Origin of the sequence: Roseicyclus marinus (assembly GCF_030163795.1) — a bacterium.
Classification (GTDB): domain Bacteria; phylum Pseudomonadota; class Alphaproteobacteria; order Rhodobacterales; family Rhodobacteraceae; genus Roseicyclus; species Roseicyclus marinus.
The window spans coordinates 44535-61761 of the sequence record NZ_JASJOF010000001.1; the positions used below are offsets into that span (position 1 = coordinate 44535).

At 66.3% G+C, this 17227-nt stretch carries 17 protein-coding genes; 8 read left to right on the forward strand and 9 right to left on the reverse strand.

Annotated elements, in window-relative coordinates; all coding sequences use genetic code 11:
- The first annotated feature begins 98 nt into the window (after positions 1–98).
- Complete coding sequence (locus QQK63_RS00275) at positions 99–980, forward strand: zinc-ribbon domain-containing protein (protein WP_277828040.1); 882 nt, start codon at positions 99–101, stop codon at positions 978–980.
- A 6-nt stretch (positions 981–986) separates the two neighbouring features.
- Here the strand turns inward: QQK63_RS00275 and QQK63_RS00280 are convergent, their stop codons facing one another.
- Positions 987–3596 (reverse strand): DUF4175 domain-containing protein, encoded by a 2610-nt coding sequence (locus tag QQK63_RS00280; RefSeq protein WP_277828038.1) that lies wholly within the window; start codon positions 3594–3596, stop codon positions 987–989.
- A 37-nt stretch (positions 3597–3633) separates the two neighbouring features.
- The gene (lysA, locus tag QQK63_RS00285) at positions 3634–4899 is read right to left on the reverse strand and encodes a diaminopimelate decarboxylase (RefSeq protein ID WP_277828036.1); all 1266 of its coding nucleotides are present in this window, start codon (positions 4897–4899) and stop codon (positions 3634–3636) included.
- 121 nt (positions 4900–5020) lie between these two features.
- Here lysA and QQK63_RS00290 point away from each other — a divergent pair, with 121 nt between their 5' ends.
- The gene (locus QQK63_RS00290; protein ID WP_277828034.1) at positions 5021–5995 is read left to right on the forward strand and encodes a quinone oxidoreductase family protein; all 975 of its coding nucleotides are present in this window, start codon (positions 5021–5023) and stop codon (positions 5993–5995) included.
- Positions 5996–6076: 81 nt separating this feature from the next.
- Here the strand turns inward: QQK63_RS00290 and QQK63_RS00295 are convergent, their stop codons facing one another.
- Genes QQK63_RS00295 through QQK63_RS00305 form a run of 3 tightly spaced genes read right to left on the reverse strand, consistent with a single transcriptional unit; the run spans position 6077 to position 6975 of the window.
- The gene (locus QQK63_RS00295) at positions 6077–6391 is read right to left on the reverse strand and encodes a DUF2834 domain-containing protein (protein ID WP_277828032.1); all 315 of its coding nucleotides are present in this window, start codon (positions 6389–6391) and stop codon (positions 6077–6079) included.
- 52 nt (positions 6392–6443) lie between these two features.
- Complete coding sequence (locus tag QQK63_RS00300; RefSeq protein WP_277828030.1) at positions 6444–6689, reverse strand: BrnA antitoxin family protein; 246 nt, start codon at positions 6687–6689, stop codon at positions 6444–6446.
- A gap of 10 nt (positions 6690–6699) precedes the next feature.
- Positions 6700–6975: a BrnT family toxin gene (locus QQK63_RS00305; protein WP_277828028.1), complete on the reverse strand. Its 276-nt coding sequence runs from the start codon at positions 6973–6975 to the stop codon at positions 6700–6702.
- A gap of 248 nt (positions 6976–7223) precedes the next feature.
- On the opposite strand from QQK63_RS00305, the gene QQK63_RS00310 reads away from it, so the two are divergent.
- The 3 genes from QQK63_RS00310 (at position 7224) to QQK63_RS00320 (ending at position 11505) form a co-directional block, all read left to right on the forward strand.
- The gene (locus tag QQK63_RS00310) at positions 7224–8876 is read left to right on the forward strand and encodes an electron transfer flavoprotein-ubiquinone oxidoreductase (RefSeq protein ID WP_277828026.1); all 1653 of its coding nucleotides are present in this window, start codon (positions 7224–7226) and stop codon (positions 8874–8876) included.
- Positions 8877–8962: 86 nt separating this feature from the next.
- Entirely contained in the window at positions 8963–10666 is a 1704-nt protein-coding gene (locus QQK63_RS00315) for a tetratricopeptide repeat protein (protein ID WP_277828024.1), read from the forward strand.
- Entirely contained in the window at positions 10663–11505 is an 843-nt protein-coding gene (locus QQK63_RS00320; RefSeq protein WP_277828022.1) for a 4-(cytidine 5'-diphospho)-2-C-methyl-D-erythritol kinase, read from the forward strand. The genes QQK63_RS00315 and QQK63_RS00320 overlap by 4 nt, the downstream gene beginning before the upstream one ends.
- On the opposite strand, the gene QQK63_RS00325 is transcribed toward QQK63_RS00320, so the two are convergent.
- Positions 11498–12499 (reverse strand): polyprenyl synthetase family protein, encoded by a 1002-nt coding sequence (locus tag QQK63_RS00325; protein WP_277828020.1) that lies wholly within the window; start codon positions 12497–12499, stop codon positions 11498–11500. The two genes, QQK63_RS00320 and QQK63_RS00325, sit on opposite strands and share 8 nt — an antisense overlap.
- Before the next feature lie 77 nt (positions 12500–12576).
- On the opposite strand from QQK63_RS00325, the gene QQK63_RS00330 reads away from it, so the two are divergent.
- The 3 genes from QQK63_RS00330 to QQK63_RS00340 all read left to right on the forward strand — a co-directional run bounded on the left by QQK63_RS00330 (position 12577) and on the right by QQK63_RS00340 (position 13805).
- Positions 12577–12792 (forward strand): putative signal transducing protein, encoded by a 216-nt coding sequence (locus QQK63_RS00330; RefSeq protein WP_277828018.1) that lies wholly within the window; start codon positions 12577–12579, stop codon positions 12790–12792.
- A complete protein-coding gene (locus QQK63_RS00335) occupies positions 12789–13553 on the forward strand; it encodes a tRNA1(Val) (adenine(37)-N6)-methyltransferase (protein WP_277828015.1) in 765 nt (254 codons plus the stop codon). Before QQK63_RS00330 ends, QQK63_RS00335 begins: the two co-directional genes overlap by 4 nt.
- 87 nt (positions 13554–13640) lie before the next feature.
- Positions 13641–13805, forward strand: a complete 165-nt coding sequence (locus QQK63_RS00340; RefSeq protein ID WP_277828013.1) for a YdcH family protein — start codon at positions 13641–13643, stop codon at positions 13803–13805.
- Positions 13806–14166: 361 nt separating this feature from the next.
- Here the strand turns inward: QQK63_RS00340 and phbB are convergent, their stop codons facing one another.
- The 3 genes from phbB to QQK63_RS00355 form a co-directional block, all read right to left on the reverse strand.
- Positions 14167–14889, reverse strand: a complete 723-nt coding sequence (gene phbB / locus QQK63_RS00345; protein ID WP_277828011.1) for an acetoacetyl-CoA reductase — start codon at positions 14887–14889, stop codon at positions 14167–14169.
- A 134-nt stretch (positions 14890–15023) separates the two neighbouring features.
- A complete protein-coding gene (locus QQK63_RS00350) occupies positions 15024–16199 on the reverse strand; it encodes an acetyl-CoA C-acetyltransferase (RefSeq protein ID WP_277828009.1) in 1176 nt (391 codons plus the stop codon).
- A 112-nt stretch (positions 16200–16311) separates the two neighbouring features.
- Positions 16312–17172 carry an EAL domain-containing protein gene (locus QQK63_RS00355; RefSeq protein ID WP_277828007.1) on the reverse strand — a complete coding sequence of 287 codons (861 nt, stop codon included), beginning with the start codon at positions 17170–17172 and terminating at the stop codon, positions 16312–16314.
- Between the last annotated feature and the right edge of the window lie 55 nt (positions 17173–17227).

A 17227-nucleotide genomic window follows, 5' to 3' on the forward strand; every position in this document is an offset into this window, starting at 1 on the left:
GCCCGATGCGATTGCTACAACATCTGTGATGTATGCATGATGGCCGGGCCCTATCTTGGGCCGGTCGTGCCGGTTTCGGGGAATGTGACGGTAGACGGATGCGGCTGACCTGTCCCAATTGCAGCGCCCGCTACGAGGTCGCCGACAGCTTGATCCCGTCCGAGGGGCGGGACGTGCAATGTTCCAATTGTGCGACCACCTGGTTCCAGCCGGGCCGCCGCAGCGATGCGGATCTTAGTCTGACGCCGCCGCCCCCCGCAGACCCGCAGGAGGCGGTGCAAACCCAACCCGCCGAAAGCCCGAGCGACGGCGCAAGCGACGCCCCGGTGACCGAAGCATCCGATCCCCCAACACCCGCGTCGGAACCGGAACCGGAACCCGAACCCGAACCGGAGCCTGAGCCCGAGCCGGTGCCCGTGCGGCCGCGGCGGCCTACGCTCGACCCCGAATTGCGCAGCATCCTCGCGGAAGAGGCCGCGCGCGAGGCGCGCCTGCGCCGTGCCGAGGCCGAGAATGTGGAAACGCAGGCAGAGATGCCCCTTCCACAAGAGCCCGAGGACAGCCACCGCGCCCGCCGCCGCGCCGAGCTGGAGACCGCGCCGGATGCCTTCGACATGGCATCGGGTGTCGCGGCGGCGGCGGCGTCCTCGCCTTCGGGGCGCGATCTTTTCCCGGATATCGAGGAAATCAATTCCACCCTCCGCGACACCGGTGACCGGTCGAGCGACGAGGCAGATGCCAGCGACATCGACACGCTCGACACGCTGCCGCGCCGCCGCCGCGGCACCCGGATCGGTTTTCTCGTGGCTCTGGCGCTCGCGGCCGGGGCGAGTGCTGCCTATGTCCATGCCGATCGTCTTGCGAACAGCGTTCCGGCGCTGGCCCCGGTGCTGGCTGGCTATGTCACGGCGGTCGATGGCGCGCGGTTCTGGCTCGATGATCTGGCGCAGGACCTTGCCGGTGTTGGGCCTGAGGGCTGATCCGCCTCAGAACTGGTCGAGCAGGCGGCGCAGGTAGTCGCGTTCCAGTTCGGGGCGTTCCTGTTCGGCGGACCGGCGGCGCAATTCGTCCAGCAATTCGCGCGACCGGCGGAACGCCTCCTCCCGATCGGCCATCGCCTCGTCCGAGCCGAAAGCCCCCGAATTGCCCGCCTGACGGCCCAGCGGGTCCTGCAGCGGGCGGTCAGGTGCCATGTTGCCATCGGCCATGCCTTGCCCGGGGTCTTCGCCGGTCTGGTCCTGCGCCAGCGCGCGGCCCAGTTCCGTCATCCCTTCGCGCAGCGCCTCCAGAGCTTCCGATTGCGCGTCCAGCGCGCCGGCCAGATCGTCCTGTTCCAGAAGCCCCTCGGCCTCCTCCATCGCGCGGGCGGCGTCATCCAGACGGCGCAGCGCCTCGTCGCCCGCTTCGGTGCCTGCACCGGGCAGGCCGCCCTGCTGCTGTTCCAGCATCCGGCGCAGCGCCTCTTGCCGTTCGGCCAGCGTCATGCCTTCGCCGTTCTCGCCGCCCTGTCCCGCGCCGGGTTCCTGCGGCCCACCGGGCTGCTGGCCATCTTGCGCCTGCCCCTCGGGCATGTCCTGACCCGGCTGGCCCTCGCCCTGCGGTTGCCCGCCCGGTTGGCCGGCCTGCGGCTGTCCCGACTGCGGCTGTCCCGGTTGCGGGCGGCCCGGGTTCAGGCGGTCCTGCAATTCGCGGAAGGCGTCGTCCGACAGCTGCTGCTGGTCGCGCAGTGTGTCCTGCAGCCCTTCCATGGCCTGTTCGCCGGGGGTGCGGGGGCCGTCGCCGCCTTCGCCGCCCTGCACCATCTCCATGTTTTCCAGCATCTGCTGAAGCGCGTTCAGCATCTCCTGCGCCTCGGCCATCCGGCCTTCCTGCATCAATTCCTCGATGCGGCGCATCATCTCCTCGAGGTCGGACATCGACATTTCCATGCGCTCGCCGCCATCGTCGGGCCGATCCTCGCCCGGTTGGGCGTTCTCGGCGAGCTGTTGCATGTACTCGTCCATCGCCTCACGCAATTCGTCCATCAGCTGGGCGATTTCCTCGTCGCTGGCACCTTGGCGCATCGCCTCGGACAGGCGCTCCTGCGCCTGTCTCAGGCGTTCGAGCGCGTCGTCCAGATCGCCGACCTCCAGTTCCATCGCCGCATTCCACAAGATCTCGGCCACCTGGTCCCGCGTTTCGACCGAAATCATGTCGGGCGCGGCTTCCAGCCGCCGGATCGCACTGCGCAATTGCAGGTAGACGCCCTGATCCAGCCCGGGTTCCGGCGATTGCGTCAGGGCGCGCAGGATCTGCGCGCTGCGGGCGGCGTTTTCGCGCGACCACAGCAGGTCGCGCCGCATCTCGATCACGGCATTGGCGAGCGGATCGAAAAACCGCCGACCGGGCAGGCGCGGCACGTCATGGGCGATGGTACCGATCTGGCCCGCGGCATCAGTGACGGTCAGGGTCATCGTGACGGGCAGGTTGGCGAAGGGATGCTGCGACAGATCCTCCAGCACGACCTCGGTGAATTCCGTGCGGCTGCCGCGGAACGGCATCGGCAGGTCCAGCACCAGCGCCTCGCGCGGTTCGGGCGCGACGGACAGGCCAAACCGCCGGTCGGCGGCATCGGCATCCAGCCGGATCGTCGCCGTGCCCGAGGTGACGCCATAATCATCCGTTGCGGTAAAGCTGAATTGCATCTGCCCCGGCGGCTCGCCCTCGACCTCGCCGTCAAGCGCCACGGCCGGTCCCTGATCGGGCAGGACCGAAATCGCCCAAGACCGCCCCATCGGCCCGTTCACGGTGAAATCGCCCGAGCGTTCGACCGTCACGGATTGCGCATAGGCATCGCCATCCTCGGCGGGCAGGGGGCCGACATCGGTGGTGATCGACACGGCACCCGGTTCGCCATAGCTGCGAAAGGTGATCCGCGACCCTTCGGGCGTCTCGAACCCCTCGGCAAAGATCTCGTTCAGGTAAAGCGACGGCAGCCCGGTATATAGCGGCGGTTCCACCCAGCCTTCCCAACTCGGCCCCGAGGCGATGGCCGGCCCCGTACCGAAACTGACGGCCTCGCCCATCTCGCCCACCCGGCCCATGGTGCCGAACAAAAGCGCCATGGCCAGCGCGGTCGCCGCGACATAGCGCAACGCGAACGGATCCTGCCGCGACAGTCGCAGATCGGGTTCGGGCGCGCGGGCGGTTGCGGCGCGCTCGGCCATGCGGCGCAGATGCGCGGCCCAGACCGATTGCGTCGCCGGATCGCTTGCCCCGATGGCGGGATGATCCAAAAGCGCCGAGAGCGGGCGCCCCGGCAGCGTACGGTCCAGCCGGTCCATCGCCTCGGCATGGCTGGGCATGCGGAAGCGCATCACGGCGCGGGCAATCAGGACTGCAAGGAGGATACCGACAAGACCCAGACCCGCCCAAAGCACGGTCTGGCCGACCTGCCCCGCGATGCCAAAGGCAAAGGCCGTGACCGTGACGAACATCACCGACCAGACCGGCCAGAATGCGCGCGCGGCGCGCTCGGCCACCATCCCCGCCCGCGTCAGACGCAGCGGCCAGATCAGGCGCTTCAGCACCCGCTCGGTGGCTTGGGGCTCGGTCATGATCCCTTTCGCGGGCGCGGGATGCGCCCCTTTGGGCTTACACCCACGAGGGAACTGTATCCCGGTTTATGATCTCGTCAAATGTCGGGCGCGCGCGAATGACGGCCATGTGATCGTCTTTCACCAAAACCTCGGGGATCAGGGGCCGCGTGTTGTATTCGCTGGCCATGACCGCGCCATAGGCCCCCGCGCTGCGGAACGCGACCAGATCGCCCGGCGCAACGGGCGGCATCTGCCGCTGCTTGGCAAAGGTGTCGCCTGTCTCGCAGACGGGGCCGACCACGTCATAGGGCCGCTGTTCCAGCCCCGGCGCAGGTTCGACCACCGGCACGATATCGTGCCATGCGCCATACATCGCGGGCCGCACCAGATCGTTCATCGCTGCATCAAGGATCAGGAAATCGCGCCCCTCGCCCTCTTTCACATAAATGACCGACGCCACCAAAAGCCCCGCATTGCCCGAGATCAGGCGGCCCGGCTCGATCTCCACCTCCACGTCGAGACCGGCGAAAACCTCGCGGATCAGCGCGCCGTAATCGGTGGGCAGGGGCGGCGCGCTGTTGTTGCGCTCGTAGGGAATGCCAAGCCCGCCCCCCAGATCCAGCCGGCGGATGTCATGCCCCTCCGCGCGCAGGCGCAGGGTCAGATCGCGCACCTTTTCATAGGCAAGCCGGAACGGGTCCAGATCGGTCAGCTGACTGCCGATATGCACGTCGATGCCGACCACTTCGATCCCCGGCAGTTTTCCCGCCATCGCATAGACGGCGGGCGCCTTGGCGATCGGGATGCCGAACTTGTTTTCCGATTTGCCGGTCGCGATCTTTTCATGCGTCTTGGCGTCCACGTCGGGGTTCACCCGCACCGTGATCGGGGCCGTGACGCCAAGCCCGCTGGCAACCTCGGACAGCGCCAGCAATTCAGGCTCGCTTTCGACGTTGAACTGCCGGATGCCGCCCGTCAGCGCCATGTGCATTTCTTCGCGCGTCTTGCCGACGCCGGAAAAGACGATCCGCTCGCCCGGAACGCCCGCCGCCTTTGCGCGCAGGTATTCGCCGCCCGACACCACGTCCATGCCTGCGCCCAACCCCGCCAGATGCGCGATCACCGCCTGGTTGGAATTCGACTTCATGGCAAAGCAGACAAGGTGATCCATCCCCGCCAGCGCCTCTTCGAACAGGCGGAAATGGCGGGTCAGGGTCGCGCAGGAATAAACGTAAAAGGGCGTGCCGACCTCGGCCGCGATCTGCGGCAAGGGCACGTCCTCGGCATGAAGAATGCCGTTCCGATAAAGAAAATGATCCATCGCCGCGCGTTCCCCGGTCTGTCCCGCGCCGCAGGTAGCACGGGCCGGGCCGCGATCAAAGAGGCTGGACGCCGCGCGCAGGCCCGCTAGGCTCCGCCGCGGGAAACAGGGGAGATGGCACATGGCCAAGACCGTCATCATCGAGGCTCCGGGCGGACCGGAAGCCTACAAGATCGTGGACCGCGAGGTGGGCGAACCCGGACCGGGCGAGATCCGCATCCGCCACCATGCCTGCGGGCTGAATTTCATCGATGTCTACCAGCGCACGGGGCTTTACCCGCTGCAATTCCCCCATGCCATGGGCATGGAGGGCGCGGGCGTCGTCGAAGCCGTGGGCGAGGGCGTGACGCATCTGAAGGTGGGGGATCGGGCCGCCTATGCCTCGGCCCCGCCCGGCGCCTATTGCGAGGCGCGCGTGATGAAGGCCGCGCAGGTCTGCCCGCTGCCCGACGCCATTTCCTTCGAGGAAGGGGCGGCGATGATGCTCAAGGGCATGACGGTGGTCTACCTGTTCCACCGCACCACGCCCTTGGCCAAGGGCGATACCGTCCTGTTCCACGCGGCGGCGGGGGGTGTGGGGCTGATCGCCTGCCAATGGGCGAAATCCATGGGTATCCGGCTGATCGGCACGGCGGGCTCGCCCGAGAAATGCCAGCTGGCGCTCGATCACGGGGCGGATGCCTGCATCAACTACCGCGATGCCGATTGGGTGGCGCAGGTGCGCGACCTGACCGGTGGCAAGGGTGTGGATGTCGTGATGGATGCCGTGGGCAAGGATACGTTCGAGGGCTCGCTCGATTGTCTCAAGCCCTTGGGAATGATGATTTCCTTCGGCAATGCCTCTGGTCCCGTCCCGCCCTTCAACCTTGCCACGCTCGGGGCCAAGGGCTCGCTCAAGATCACGCGCCCGACCCTCTTCACCCATATCGCCGACCACGACACCTGTCAGGCGATGGCGCGGCAGCTTTGCGACAAGGTCGCCTCGGGTGAGGTCAAGATCACCATCGATCAGCGCTATCCGCTGGCCGAGGTGGCCGAGGCGCACCGCGCGCTCGAAGGGCGCAAGACGACCGGCCAGACGGTCTTGATCCCGTGACAGGGCGGTCTGATCCGTAGGGTGGGCAATCTGCCCACCCATGTAGGGTCGGAAATTTACAGGGTGGGCAGATTGCCCACCCTATCCCTCGCGCCGCGCCTTCAAAAACAGCGCCAGCGGCAAGCCGCAACTCACCCCGATGCCGAAGGTCGCGGGGATCACCAACAGGAACCACCGGTCGCCCCGCACCGCCTCGACCAGCGCCCAGATCGTAAGCGCCACGGCCGCGATCGTCAGGTCATAGACCAGCGCGCTGGTGGCGTCATTCACCCACCATGCGTCGATCATCGGCCCGAGTGCCCAGCCATTCTCGGCAAACCACGCGTAGAAATACGTCCAGGGCAGGATCGCGCCCACGACGACGAGGATGAGATAGACAAGGCGAAGCGGGGTCATGGCGCTCTCCATCGGGATTTCGATATGACCTAGGCCGGACAGGGCCGAGCATCTAGCCCTGTCTGGTATCTTCTTGTTTCCGTTTCGCCTCGACATAGGCGCGCAGAACGGCCTGCATCCGTGTTAGGTGGCCCGGACCCTGCGCCTTGAACCATTCGAGCACGTCGGGATCGAGACGCAGCGACACGGGGGTCTTGCGTTCGGGATAGACGACTTCGGCCCTTTCCCAGAACTCGTCGGGAAGGTCATATTCCGGCGCATCGGGCGCGGGCGGCTTGATTTTGCCCTGCGCGTGCATGCGGCGGATTTCATCCAGGGAAGCGTGCTTTGTATCGCCCATATGCTTTCTGGCCTCCCAGCCATGCTGAAATCAGGCGTGTGCGGTCGCCTCGGGTCGTGTGCACGACGACGTAGGCCACGTCATCTATAAGTCCGACAGAGATGAAGCGGATTTCACCATAGTCATTCCTGTCGTCGATCTGCGTTAGGACCGGACCTTCGAAGATCAATGCGGCGAAAACGAGATCGACGCCATGTTTGGTGAGGTTGTCCGTCCGCTTCGTTTCCGACCATTCAAACAACATTTACACTGTCCCGTTCGATAGGGTTTCATTTTCACACCCTCACGTTGTGCCTCGTCGAACGGTGGTTCTATCGCCACTTTGTATTGCAATTGTATATACAGGCTTTCAGTTGATGTCAACCACCCTCCTGCGACACCGTGATGCCGCGTCACGATTGACCCGCAGCCTAGCTTTCCATAGGCAAACACGAAAGATTATTGCGCAAGCCGCCGCCACGCGCGGCCCTGACGGGAGCCAGGGGTAACGACATGTCCGAGATCGCACGCGAAAGCATGGAATACGATGTGGTCATCGTGGGCGCAGGCCCCGCAGGCCTGTCAGCCGCCATCAGGCTCAAGCAGATCGACGCCGACCTCAATGTCGTCGTCCTCGAAAAGGGCTCCGAGGTGGGGGCGCATATCCTGTCGGGGGCGGTGCTCGATCCCGCGGGCCTGAACCGGCTGATCCCCGACTGGAAGGCCAAGGGCGCGCCGATCACCGTCCCCGTGCGCGAAGATAAATTCTACGTTCTGGGCGAGGGCGGCGGCATCCGCCTGCCCAACCGGCTGATGCCAGGGCTGATGAACAACCACGGCAATTACATCGTCTCGATGGGCAATGTCTGCCGCTGGCTCGCCCAGCAGGCCGAGGATCTGGGGGTCGAGATCTTCCCCGGCATGTCCTGCTCGCAACTCGTCTACGGCGAGAACGGCGAGGTTGCGGGGGTGGTCGCCGGCGAGTTTGGCAAGAACCCCGATGGCACGCCGGGCGACGCCTATGAACCGGGGATGGAACTGCGCGGCAAATACGTCTTGCTTGGCGAAGGCGTGCGCGGTTCGCTCACCAAGGAGGTCTTAGCGAAATACGACCTCCAGAAAGACCGCTGCCCCCAGAAATTCGGCCTCGGCATGAAGGAAATCTGGGAAATCGACCCCGAAAAGCACCGCGAAGGCACGGTGATGCACACGATGGGTTGGCCCTTGGGCAGCAATGCGGGTGGCGGGTCCTTCATCTATCACCTCGATAACAATCAGGTTTATGTCGGCTTCGTGGTCCATCTGAACTACGAGAACCCGCACCTTTACCCCTACATGGAATTCCAGCGGTTCAAGCATCACCCGATGGTGGCCGAACTGCTCAAAGGCGGCAAACGCATCGCCTATGGCGCGCGCGCCATTTCCGAGGGCGGCTGGCAATCCATGCCCAAGGCGGTCGCGCCGGGTGTCGCGATCCTTGGCTGCGGCGTTGGCCTCGTGAACGTGCCGCGCATCAAGGGCAACCACAACGCCATGCTCTCGGGGATCGAGGCGGCCGAGGCCGCCGCCGCCGCGATCAAGGCGGGCCGCGCCAGCGACGAGTTGACGGCCTATGACGATTTCCTGCGCAAGGACGGCCCCATCGCCCGCGACCTCAAGCCGGTGCGCAATGTCAAACCGCTCTGGTCGAAATACGGGCTTCTGGGCGGCGTCGTTCTGGGCGGCGTCGACATGTGGACGAACAGCCTGTTCGGCGCGTCCTTCTTCGGCACGATGAAACACGGCAAATCCGACGCGGCCGCCACCGGCAAGGCCAAGGATCACACGCCCATCGACTACCCCAAACCCGATGGCGTCCTCAGCTTCGACCGGCTCACCAATGTCAGTTTCTCGATGACCAACCACGAGGAACACCAGCCTGCGCATCTGCAGCTCAAGGATGCGAGCATCCCGATTTCCGTGAACCTGCCCGAATATGCCGAACCCGCGCAGCGCTATTGCCCGGCCGGTGTCTACGAGGTCGTGGGCCAGGGGGGCGAGGCGCGCTTCGTGATCAATTTCCAGAACTGCGTTCACTGCAAGACCTGTGACATCAAGGATCCGTCGCAGAACATCCACTGGACCGTGCCGCAAGGCGGCGACGGGCCGAACTACCCGAACATGTGAACGCCAACCCTTGCCTTGGGTGGTGCGCCGCATTGCCCTTGGCCCCCGAGCGCCCTAGTCTTTCCGCGAACCGGAGGAGACCTGTCATGCGCCGCCCCCTGCTGATCCTGTCCGCCGTGGCGGTCCTCGGTGCCCTGCCGCCTGCCATGGTGCGGGCGCAGGACCAAGGGCCGGGGCTGGCCGGGGCGTATCTCGCCGCGCGCGCCGCGGTGATCGAGGGCAACCACCGCGCCGCCGCGGTCTATTTCGAAACCGCACTGGCCGCCGATCCCGGCAATTCCTTCCTGATCGGCAATGCCATCTTCGCCAATGCCGCGCTGGGGCAATGGGGGCGGGCCGAAACCATCGCCGACATGCTCGAGCCTTCCGACGAAGGGTCGGAAATGGTCAACCTTGTGCGGATCGTGCGCCGCTTGGCCGAAAACGATCTCGCGGGCGCGCGCGCGGCGATCGAGTCGGGGCAGGGGGCCGGACCCTTCACCGATGGCCTGTCGCTGGGCTGGATCGCGCTGGGCGAAGGCGACATGCGCCGCGCCACCGACGCCTTTCGCGAGGTCGCCACCGACGAGGCGCTGGCCGATATCGCCCTGACCCATCTGGCACTGGCCCGCGCCGCCGTGGGCGATTTCGAAGGGGCCGACGCGATCTTTTCCGGCGATGAATTCGGGCCGCTTTCGGTCACCGAGCGCTCGATCCGGGCCCGGGCCGAGGTGCTGGTGCAACTCGACCGCGCCGATGACGCGGTGGAATTGCTCGATTTCTTTACGAACAGCGTGCCCGATCCCGGCCTTCTCGCCTTGCGCGACCAGATCGCGGGACAAGACGGCACACCGCCCTACAGCTTTATAACCACCGCGCGTCAGGGTCTGGCCGAGGTGTTTCATTCCATCGCCCATGCCATGGGGCGCGATGCAGGCTCCACTACCCTGCCGCTGCTCTATGCTCGCGCGGCTCATGGCATCGATCCCGCCCATACCGAGGCGCTGATCCTCGCGGGCCAGCTTCTGAGCGAGGCGCAGCAACACGCGCTTGCCGCTGACGCTTTCGCCGAGGTTCCCGAGGGCGACCCGCAATATGTCGAGGCGCAGCTGGGCCGCGCCGATGCCTATTTCGCAGATGGACGCCCCGATGAGGCGGTCGAGGTCCTGCAAGCGCTTTCCACCGAAAACGGCGGGCTCGCCTCGGTTCAGGCCGCGCTCGGCGACGCCCTGCGCCGCACCGACCGCTGCGCCGAGGCGGTCACCGCCTATACTGCCGCCCTCGACAACGTCGACATCACCCAGCGACGCAACTGGTTCCTCTATTTCGCGCGCGGCATCTGCCACGAGGCGCTGGATGATTTCGACGCCTCCGAAATCGATTTCCGGCAGGCGCTGGTCCTGAACCCCGACCAGCCGCAGGTGCTCAACAATCTCGGCTATTCGCTGGTGGAACAACGCCGCAATCTCGACGAGGCGTTGGGGATGATCGAACGCGCCGTCGAAGGCGATCCGGATTCGGGCTACATCGTCGACAGCCTCGGCTGGGTCCTCTACCGGCTCGGCCGGTTCGAAGAAGCGGTGGCACCCATGGAACGGGCCGTCGCCCTTTTGCCCAACGATCCGATCATCAACGACCATCTGGGCGACGTCTACTGGATGGTCGGCCGCCAGCGCGAGGCGCGCTTCCAATGGGAACGCGCGCTCAGTTTCGACCCCGAGGAGGCCGAGGCGCTGCGCATCCGCCGCAAGCTCGAGGTCGGTCTCGATGCCGTGCTGCGCGAAGAGGGCGGCGTGGGCGAAACGCAGTGAGGCTTCTGGCTCCCGCCAAGGTCAATCTCGCCCTGCATGTGACAGGGCGCCGCGCCGATGGCTACCACCTGCTCGACAGCATCGTGGTCTTTGCCGATCACGGCGACACGATCACCCTCGCGCCGTCGGCCGACCTGTCGCTGACCGTCACCGGGCCGCGCGCCTCGGGCGTGCCCACCGACCGGCGCAACCTCATCTGGCAGGCGGCCGAGGCCTTTCCGCCGGGGCAGGGGGCCGCGATCACGCTCGACAAGCATCTGCCCCATGCGGGCGGGATCGGCGGCGGCTCGTCCGATGCGGCCACGGCCTTGCGGGGGCTCTCCGACTTCTGGGGGCTGCCCATGCCCGATGCGGCGGCGATCCTGTCGCTGGGGGCCGATGTGCCCGTCTGCGTCTTTGGCCGCCCCGCCCGCATGGCGGGCATCGGCGAAGACATCACGCCCCTTCCCGATCTGCCGCCCCTTTGGATCGTGCTGGTCAATCCCGGTGTCGAAGTGCCGACCGGCGCAGTGTTCAAGGCGCTGGATCGTGCCGATAATCCGCCGCTGCCCGATCTGCCGCCGTCAGGCTGGCCTGATGCCCCCGCGCTCATCGACTGGCTGTGCCAGACCCGCAACGATCTTGAACCGCCCGCCCGCACCCAGGCCCCCGAAATCGGCCAGGCGCTCGACCGGCTGAACGCGCGGCCGGGCTGCCTGATGGCGCGGATGTCGGGATCGGGCGCGACCTGTTTCGCCCTGTTTTCCGAGGAATTTCCGGCGCGCGATGCCGCCGCCGCCCTCGCCGCCGACCAGCCGGAGTGGTGGTGCGTGGCCGCCCCGGTTCTGGGCCTCAGCTAAGGCGCGCGACCACGTAATCGGCCAGATCGGCCATCATCTCGCGCAGCGGATGCTCGGGCAGTACCGCCAGCGCATCGCGTGCCTGTGCCGACCAGCCCATCGCCTCCGCGCGCGTTTCCTCCAGCGTGCCGTGGCGGCGCAACAGCTCCATCGCCTGTTCCAGATCGCCGTCGCGCTGGTCGCCCTTCTCGATCGTCCGCTGCCAGAACGCGCGCTCGCTCGCATCGGCCCGCGCCACGGCCCGGATCACCGGCAGCGTCAACTTGCGCTCGCGGAAATCGTCGCCCGTGTTCTTGCCGATGGCCCCAGTGCTGCCGCCCCAATCCAGCAGGTCATCGGCCATCTGGAACGCGATGCCCAGCCCGTCGCCATAGGCGGCCAGCCCCTCGATCATCGGCTCGGGTCGCCCGGCGATCACGCCGCCCACCTCGCACGCCGCCCGGAACAGGGCCGCGGTCTTGCCGCGGATCACCTGCAGGTAGATGTCCTCGGTCGTGGACAGGTTCATCGCCGCCGTGAGCTGCAGCACTTCGCCCTCGGCGATCACCGCCGCCGCGTTCGACAAGATGTTCAGGACCCGCAGGTTCCCGGTCTCGACCATCAACTGGAACGACCGCGCGAACAGGTAGTCGCCGACCAGAACGCTCGACTTGTTGTCCCACAGCAGGTTGGCCGTGGGCCGCCCGCGCCGCTTCTGGCTCTCGTCCACCACATCGTCATGCAACAGCGTCGCGGTATGGATGAACTCCACCGTCGCGGCCAGCTTCCGGTGCGCCTCGCCCTCGTAGCCGCACAGCCGCGCCGCGGCCAACGTCAGCATCGGGCGCACACGCTTGCCACCCGCCTCGACCAGATGGGCGGTCACTTCGGGAATTCGGGGGGCATGTTCCGACGCCATGCGGTCGCGGATCAACAGGTTGACCGCCTCCAGATCATCGGCCAGCGCGGCCTGCATGCGCTCATGCGGCTGGGTTGCTGCGGTGTCGAGGCTCATGGCCGCCTGTTCCTTCCCGTGATCCGGTGCAAGCCTCCCGTCTCGACAAGCCGCCAAGGCCTGCCTACATCGGGATCATGCTTGAAATCATGCGCAGCACCGACCCGACCGAGATCGCCTTCGCCTCGGCGCTTTTGTCCGGCGAGGGTATAGAGGTCTTCGAACTCGACGTCCATATGAGCGTGCTCGAGGGGTCTATCGGCATTTTGCCGCGCCGCCTTCTGGTGAAACGCACCGATGCCTTCCACGCCCGCACGGTCCTGCGCGACAATGATCTTCCGGTGACCGAGTGATCACGACACGCGACGCTTTCCTCGGCGGCAGGCTGCAGATCCTCCAGCCGCGCGACGGATACCGCGCCGCGACCGATCCGGTGTTTCTCGCCGCCGCTTGCCCCGCAGCGCCCGGCGACAGCGTGCTGGAACTGGGCTGCGGGGTCGGCACCGCCGCCCTGTGCCTTGCCGCACGGGTGGACGGCCTGCGGCTCACCGGGGTGGAACGGCAAATCGCCTATGCCGATCTCGCGCGCCAAAATGCGATTGCGGCGGGTGTCAGCATGGATCTGGTTACGGCCGATCTGGCCGCCTTGCCAGCCGAGCTTCGACAACGGTCCTTCGATCACGTCATCGCCAACCCCCCCTATTTCGCGGCGGGTGACGGAACCTTTGCGCAAGATGCCGGGCGCGAGGCCGCGAACCGCGCCGAAACGCCCCTGTCCGACTGGATCGCGGTGGCCCGCGCGCGGCTCAAACCACAGGGTTGGCTGACCCTGATCCATCTGGCCGAGCGCCTGCCGGACTGCCTGTCGCACCTGTCGGGCGGGTTCGGGGCCATCGCCGTCCTGCCGATCCAGCCCCGTCCGGGGCGTCCGGCCAACCGCGTGCTGATCCGGGCCCGCAAGGGAGCGAAAACGCCCTTCCGTCTGCTTCCGCCCTTTCTTGTACATGAATCCGCCGTCCATCCCGGCGACCAGCCGGATTTCACCCCGACGGCCGAGGCCGTGCTGCGCCACGCCGCTCCGATCCCCTTCGATCCGGCGATATCCTGCATTTGAGCTATCGTTTTGGTTGTTTTGCGTGACACGACTCAGCTTCCGTGCTGCACTTGTCACACGACAGTCATCAATGAGAGGAGGACGTCCATGTCGCTTGGGTCTCATCTGCAGGAACTGAAGAAGAAACACGCAAGCCTCTCGGAAAAAGTGGAACAGGCGCAACGCAGTCCCGGCATCGACGATCTGGCGGTCCGCGAGCTGAAAAAGGAAAAGCTCCGCCTCAAGGAAGAAATCGCCCGTCTCAACAACTGACAGGCAGGGTTTGCCGCGCCCGGGCCCAAGGCTCGGGTGCGCGCCCATCCCCACCTGACCCTTGCACCCGGCGAAACCCGGCCTTGTCGGTTTTGCGCCTACTCGGGTCACCATCGCTGACCTATTTTCGGATCAAGGGGGAACAGAACCCTGACCGAAAGGATGTCACCGATGGAAAATTTTGCTCACACGCCGGAAATCCGCGCCCAGATCGTCGCGGCCCGTCAGGAATGCGCTGCCTACTTCTGGCGCGGCGTCTTCGGCCTGTTCGCGCGCCGGGCGCACTAATCGCCACGCCGGATCGGCACGCATGAAAAAGGCCGGGGTAGATCCCCGGCCTTTCGCATTCCGGCATGAAACTTCAGACGAAGAACTGTGCCCCGTTGGCCGAGATGGTCGAGCCGTTGATGAAGCCCGATTGCTCGGAGGCAAGGAAGACGACGCAGCGCGCGATTTCCTCGGGTTCGCCCAGCCGCCCGGCGGGAATGCCCTTGATGATCTTTTCGCGCACGGATTCGTCGATCGCCATCACCATTTCCGTGGCGATATAGCCGGGGCAGATCGCATTGGCGGTGATGCCGAATTTCGCGCCTTCCTGCGCCAGCGATTTCACGATGCCCAGATCGCCCGCCTTGGTCGCGGCATAATTCACCTGACCCGCCTGACCCTTCTGGCCGTTGATCGACGAAATCACGATGACCCGCCCGAACTGGCGGTCGCGCATCCCCGGCCAGACCGGGTGGACGGTGTTGAACACGCCGGTCAGGTTGGTGTCGACAACCTCTTTCCACTGTTCGGGCGTCATGCGGTGGAACATCGCGTCGCGCGTGATGCCCGCATTGGCGACAACCACGTCGATCGGGCCCAGATCGGCCTCGACCTGCGCGATCCCGGCCTTGGAACTCTCGTAATCGGCGACGTTCCACTTGTAGGTCTTGATGCCGGTTTCCTTGGTGAAGGCGGCGGCCTTCTCGTCATTTCCGGCATAGGTGGCAGCGACCTCGTAGCCCTCCGCCTTCAGGGCCTTGGAAATGGCCTCTCCGATGCCGCGGCTGCCGCCGGTGACGAGCGCTACTCTTGCCATGGGTTCCTCCAGTCTGGCGTCTCTCTCAGGTAATGGTGTTACGCGCAGCGCGCCCGAAGCGCAACAAAGTTACCGATACCATCGTGACGCGCCGCAAAGGAAAAGGGCGCCCGAAGGCGCCCTATCTCGGTCTCTCAGGGGCGTTCGACGCAGAGCGCGACGCCCATACCGCCGCCGATGCACAGCGTGGCAAGGCCCTTTTTCGCGTCCCGGCGCTTCATCTCGAACAAAAGCGTGTTCAGAACGCGGCAGCCCGAGGCGCCGATCGGATGGCCGATGGCGATGGCGCCCCCGTTCACGTTCACGATGGACGGGTCCCAGCCCATGTCCTTGTTCACCGCGCAGGCCTGCGCCGCAAAAGCCTCGTTCGCCTCCACCAGGTCCAGATCGCCGACCGACCAGCCGGCCTTTTCCAGCGCCTTGCGGCTTGCGTAGATCGGGCCCACGCCCATGATCGACGGGTCAAGCCCCGCCGTCGCATAAGAGGCGATGCGCGCCAGCGGTTCGATCCCGCGGCGCTCGGCCTCGTCCGCCGACATCAGAAGCGTCGCCGCCGCGCCGTCGTTCAACCCGCTGGCATTGCCCGCCGTGACCGATCCGTCCTTGGTGAAGGCGGGGCGCAGCTTGGCCATGCTGTCGAGCGTCGCGCCGTGGCGGATGTATTCGTCGCTGTCCACCACCAGATCGCCCTTGCGGCTCTTGATCGTCACGCCGACGATCTCTTCCGCGAACCGGCCCGCCTTTTGCGCGGCTTCCGCCTTGTTCTGGCTGGCGACGGCGAATTCGTCCTGCATCTCGCGGCTGATCTGCCATTGCTGGGCGACATTCTCCGCGGTCTGGCCCATGTGGTAGCCGTTGAACGCATCCCACAGCCCGTCGCGGATCATCGTGTCGATGTAGGACATGTCGCCCATCTTCTGGCCCTGCCGCAGCGCCGCGGCATGGGGCGACATCGACATGTTCTCCTGCCCGCCCGCGATCACGATCGCCGCATCGCCCAGCATGATGTGCTGCGCGCCCAGCGCCACCGCCCGCAGGCCGGAGCCGCAGACCTGGTTGATGCCCCAGGCGGCCGCTTCCTTGGGAAGGCCCGCGTTCACATGCGCCTGCCGCGCCGGGTTCTGTCCCTGCGCCGCTGTCAGCACCTGGCCCAGGATCGTTTCCGACACATCGGCCTTCTCGATGCCCGCGCGCTCCACCACGGCCTCGATCACCACGCGGCCCAGCTCATGCGCGGGCGTCCCGGCGAAGGAGCCTAGAAAACTGCCCACGGGTGTCCGCGCGGCCGAGGCGATGACGACATTGGTCATAGGGGGTCCTTTCCTTCATGGCCCCTCGACCCCGCGATCCGGGGCTGGGCCGGTTCATCTCTCAGCCCCGTGGTAACCTCCGCAGCCCCCAAGATACAACGGATATCATGTCTCAGCGCCGATCTTGCGGCGCTCCGCCGCCCCGGCCCGCGCGCTTGCGCCTGTGTTCCGCAGGCCTTGCGCGCCACGGCGGATCGAAAACCGGCACCCCCAGATGGAACCCTTGCAGGCACCCGATCCCGGCGGCGGTCAGCCACCGCGCCTCCTCCGGGCTTTCGACGGCTTCGGCCACGGTCAGCATGTCGAAATGCCGCGCCAGCCCGATCAGCGCCTCGTAAAGCACCTGGTTGTCCGGATCGGCATCGACCGCGCGGGTGAAATCCCCGTCGATCTTGACGATGTCGAAACTGAAATGCCGCAGATGCCGGAACGAGGTCTGCCCGGCCCCGAAATCATCCAGCGCGAACAAGATGCCCTTGTCCCGCATCTCCGCCATGAAGACCTTGACCAGCTCGGGCATCAGCATCGCGCTCGTCTCGGTGATCTCCAGGATCAGGCGGCGCACCGTCGCGGGCTCTTGCCGCGTGGCCCGGCGCAGGATCTGCATCCATTCCGGGTAACCCACCGACCGCGCCGACATGTTCACCGACAGCCGAAGGCCCGGATGCTCCTGCAACGCCTGCAACCCCAGCCGCAGCGCCACGCAATCGATCTGCCGGCCCAGGTCCAGATCCTCCACCGCGCCGATGAAATCACGCGCCGGGATCACCCGCCCGGTCTCGTCAAGGATGCGGATCAACCCCTCGTAGAAGGCCACGCCGCCGCCATCGGCCCGCAGCACCGGCTGAAAGGCCAGCACCGCATCCCCGCGCGCCAGTGCCGCCCGCACCATGGCCAGCGTGCCGCGGTCCCGCTCCGCGATCGCGGCCTCCAGCGGGCTGGCCAACCCCGCCTCCACCGGTCTTCCCCGCATGTGACCCATTCCAGCACCTCCGCCGCCATCGCCCGTGATCGCCCTTGCCGGAATG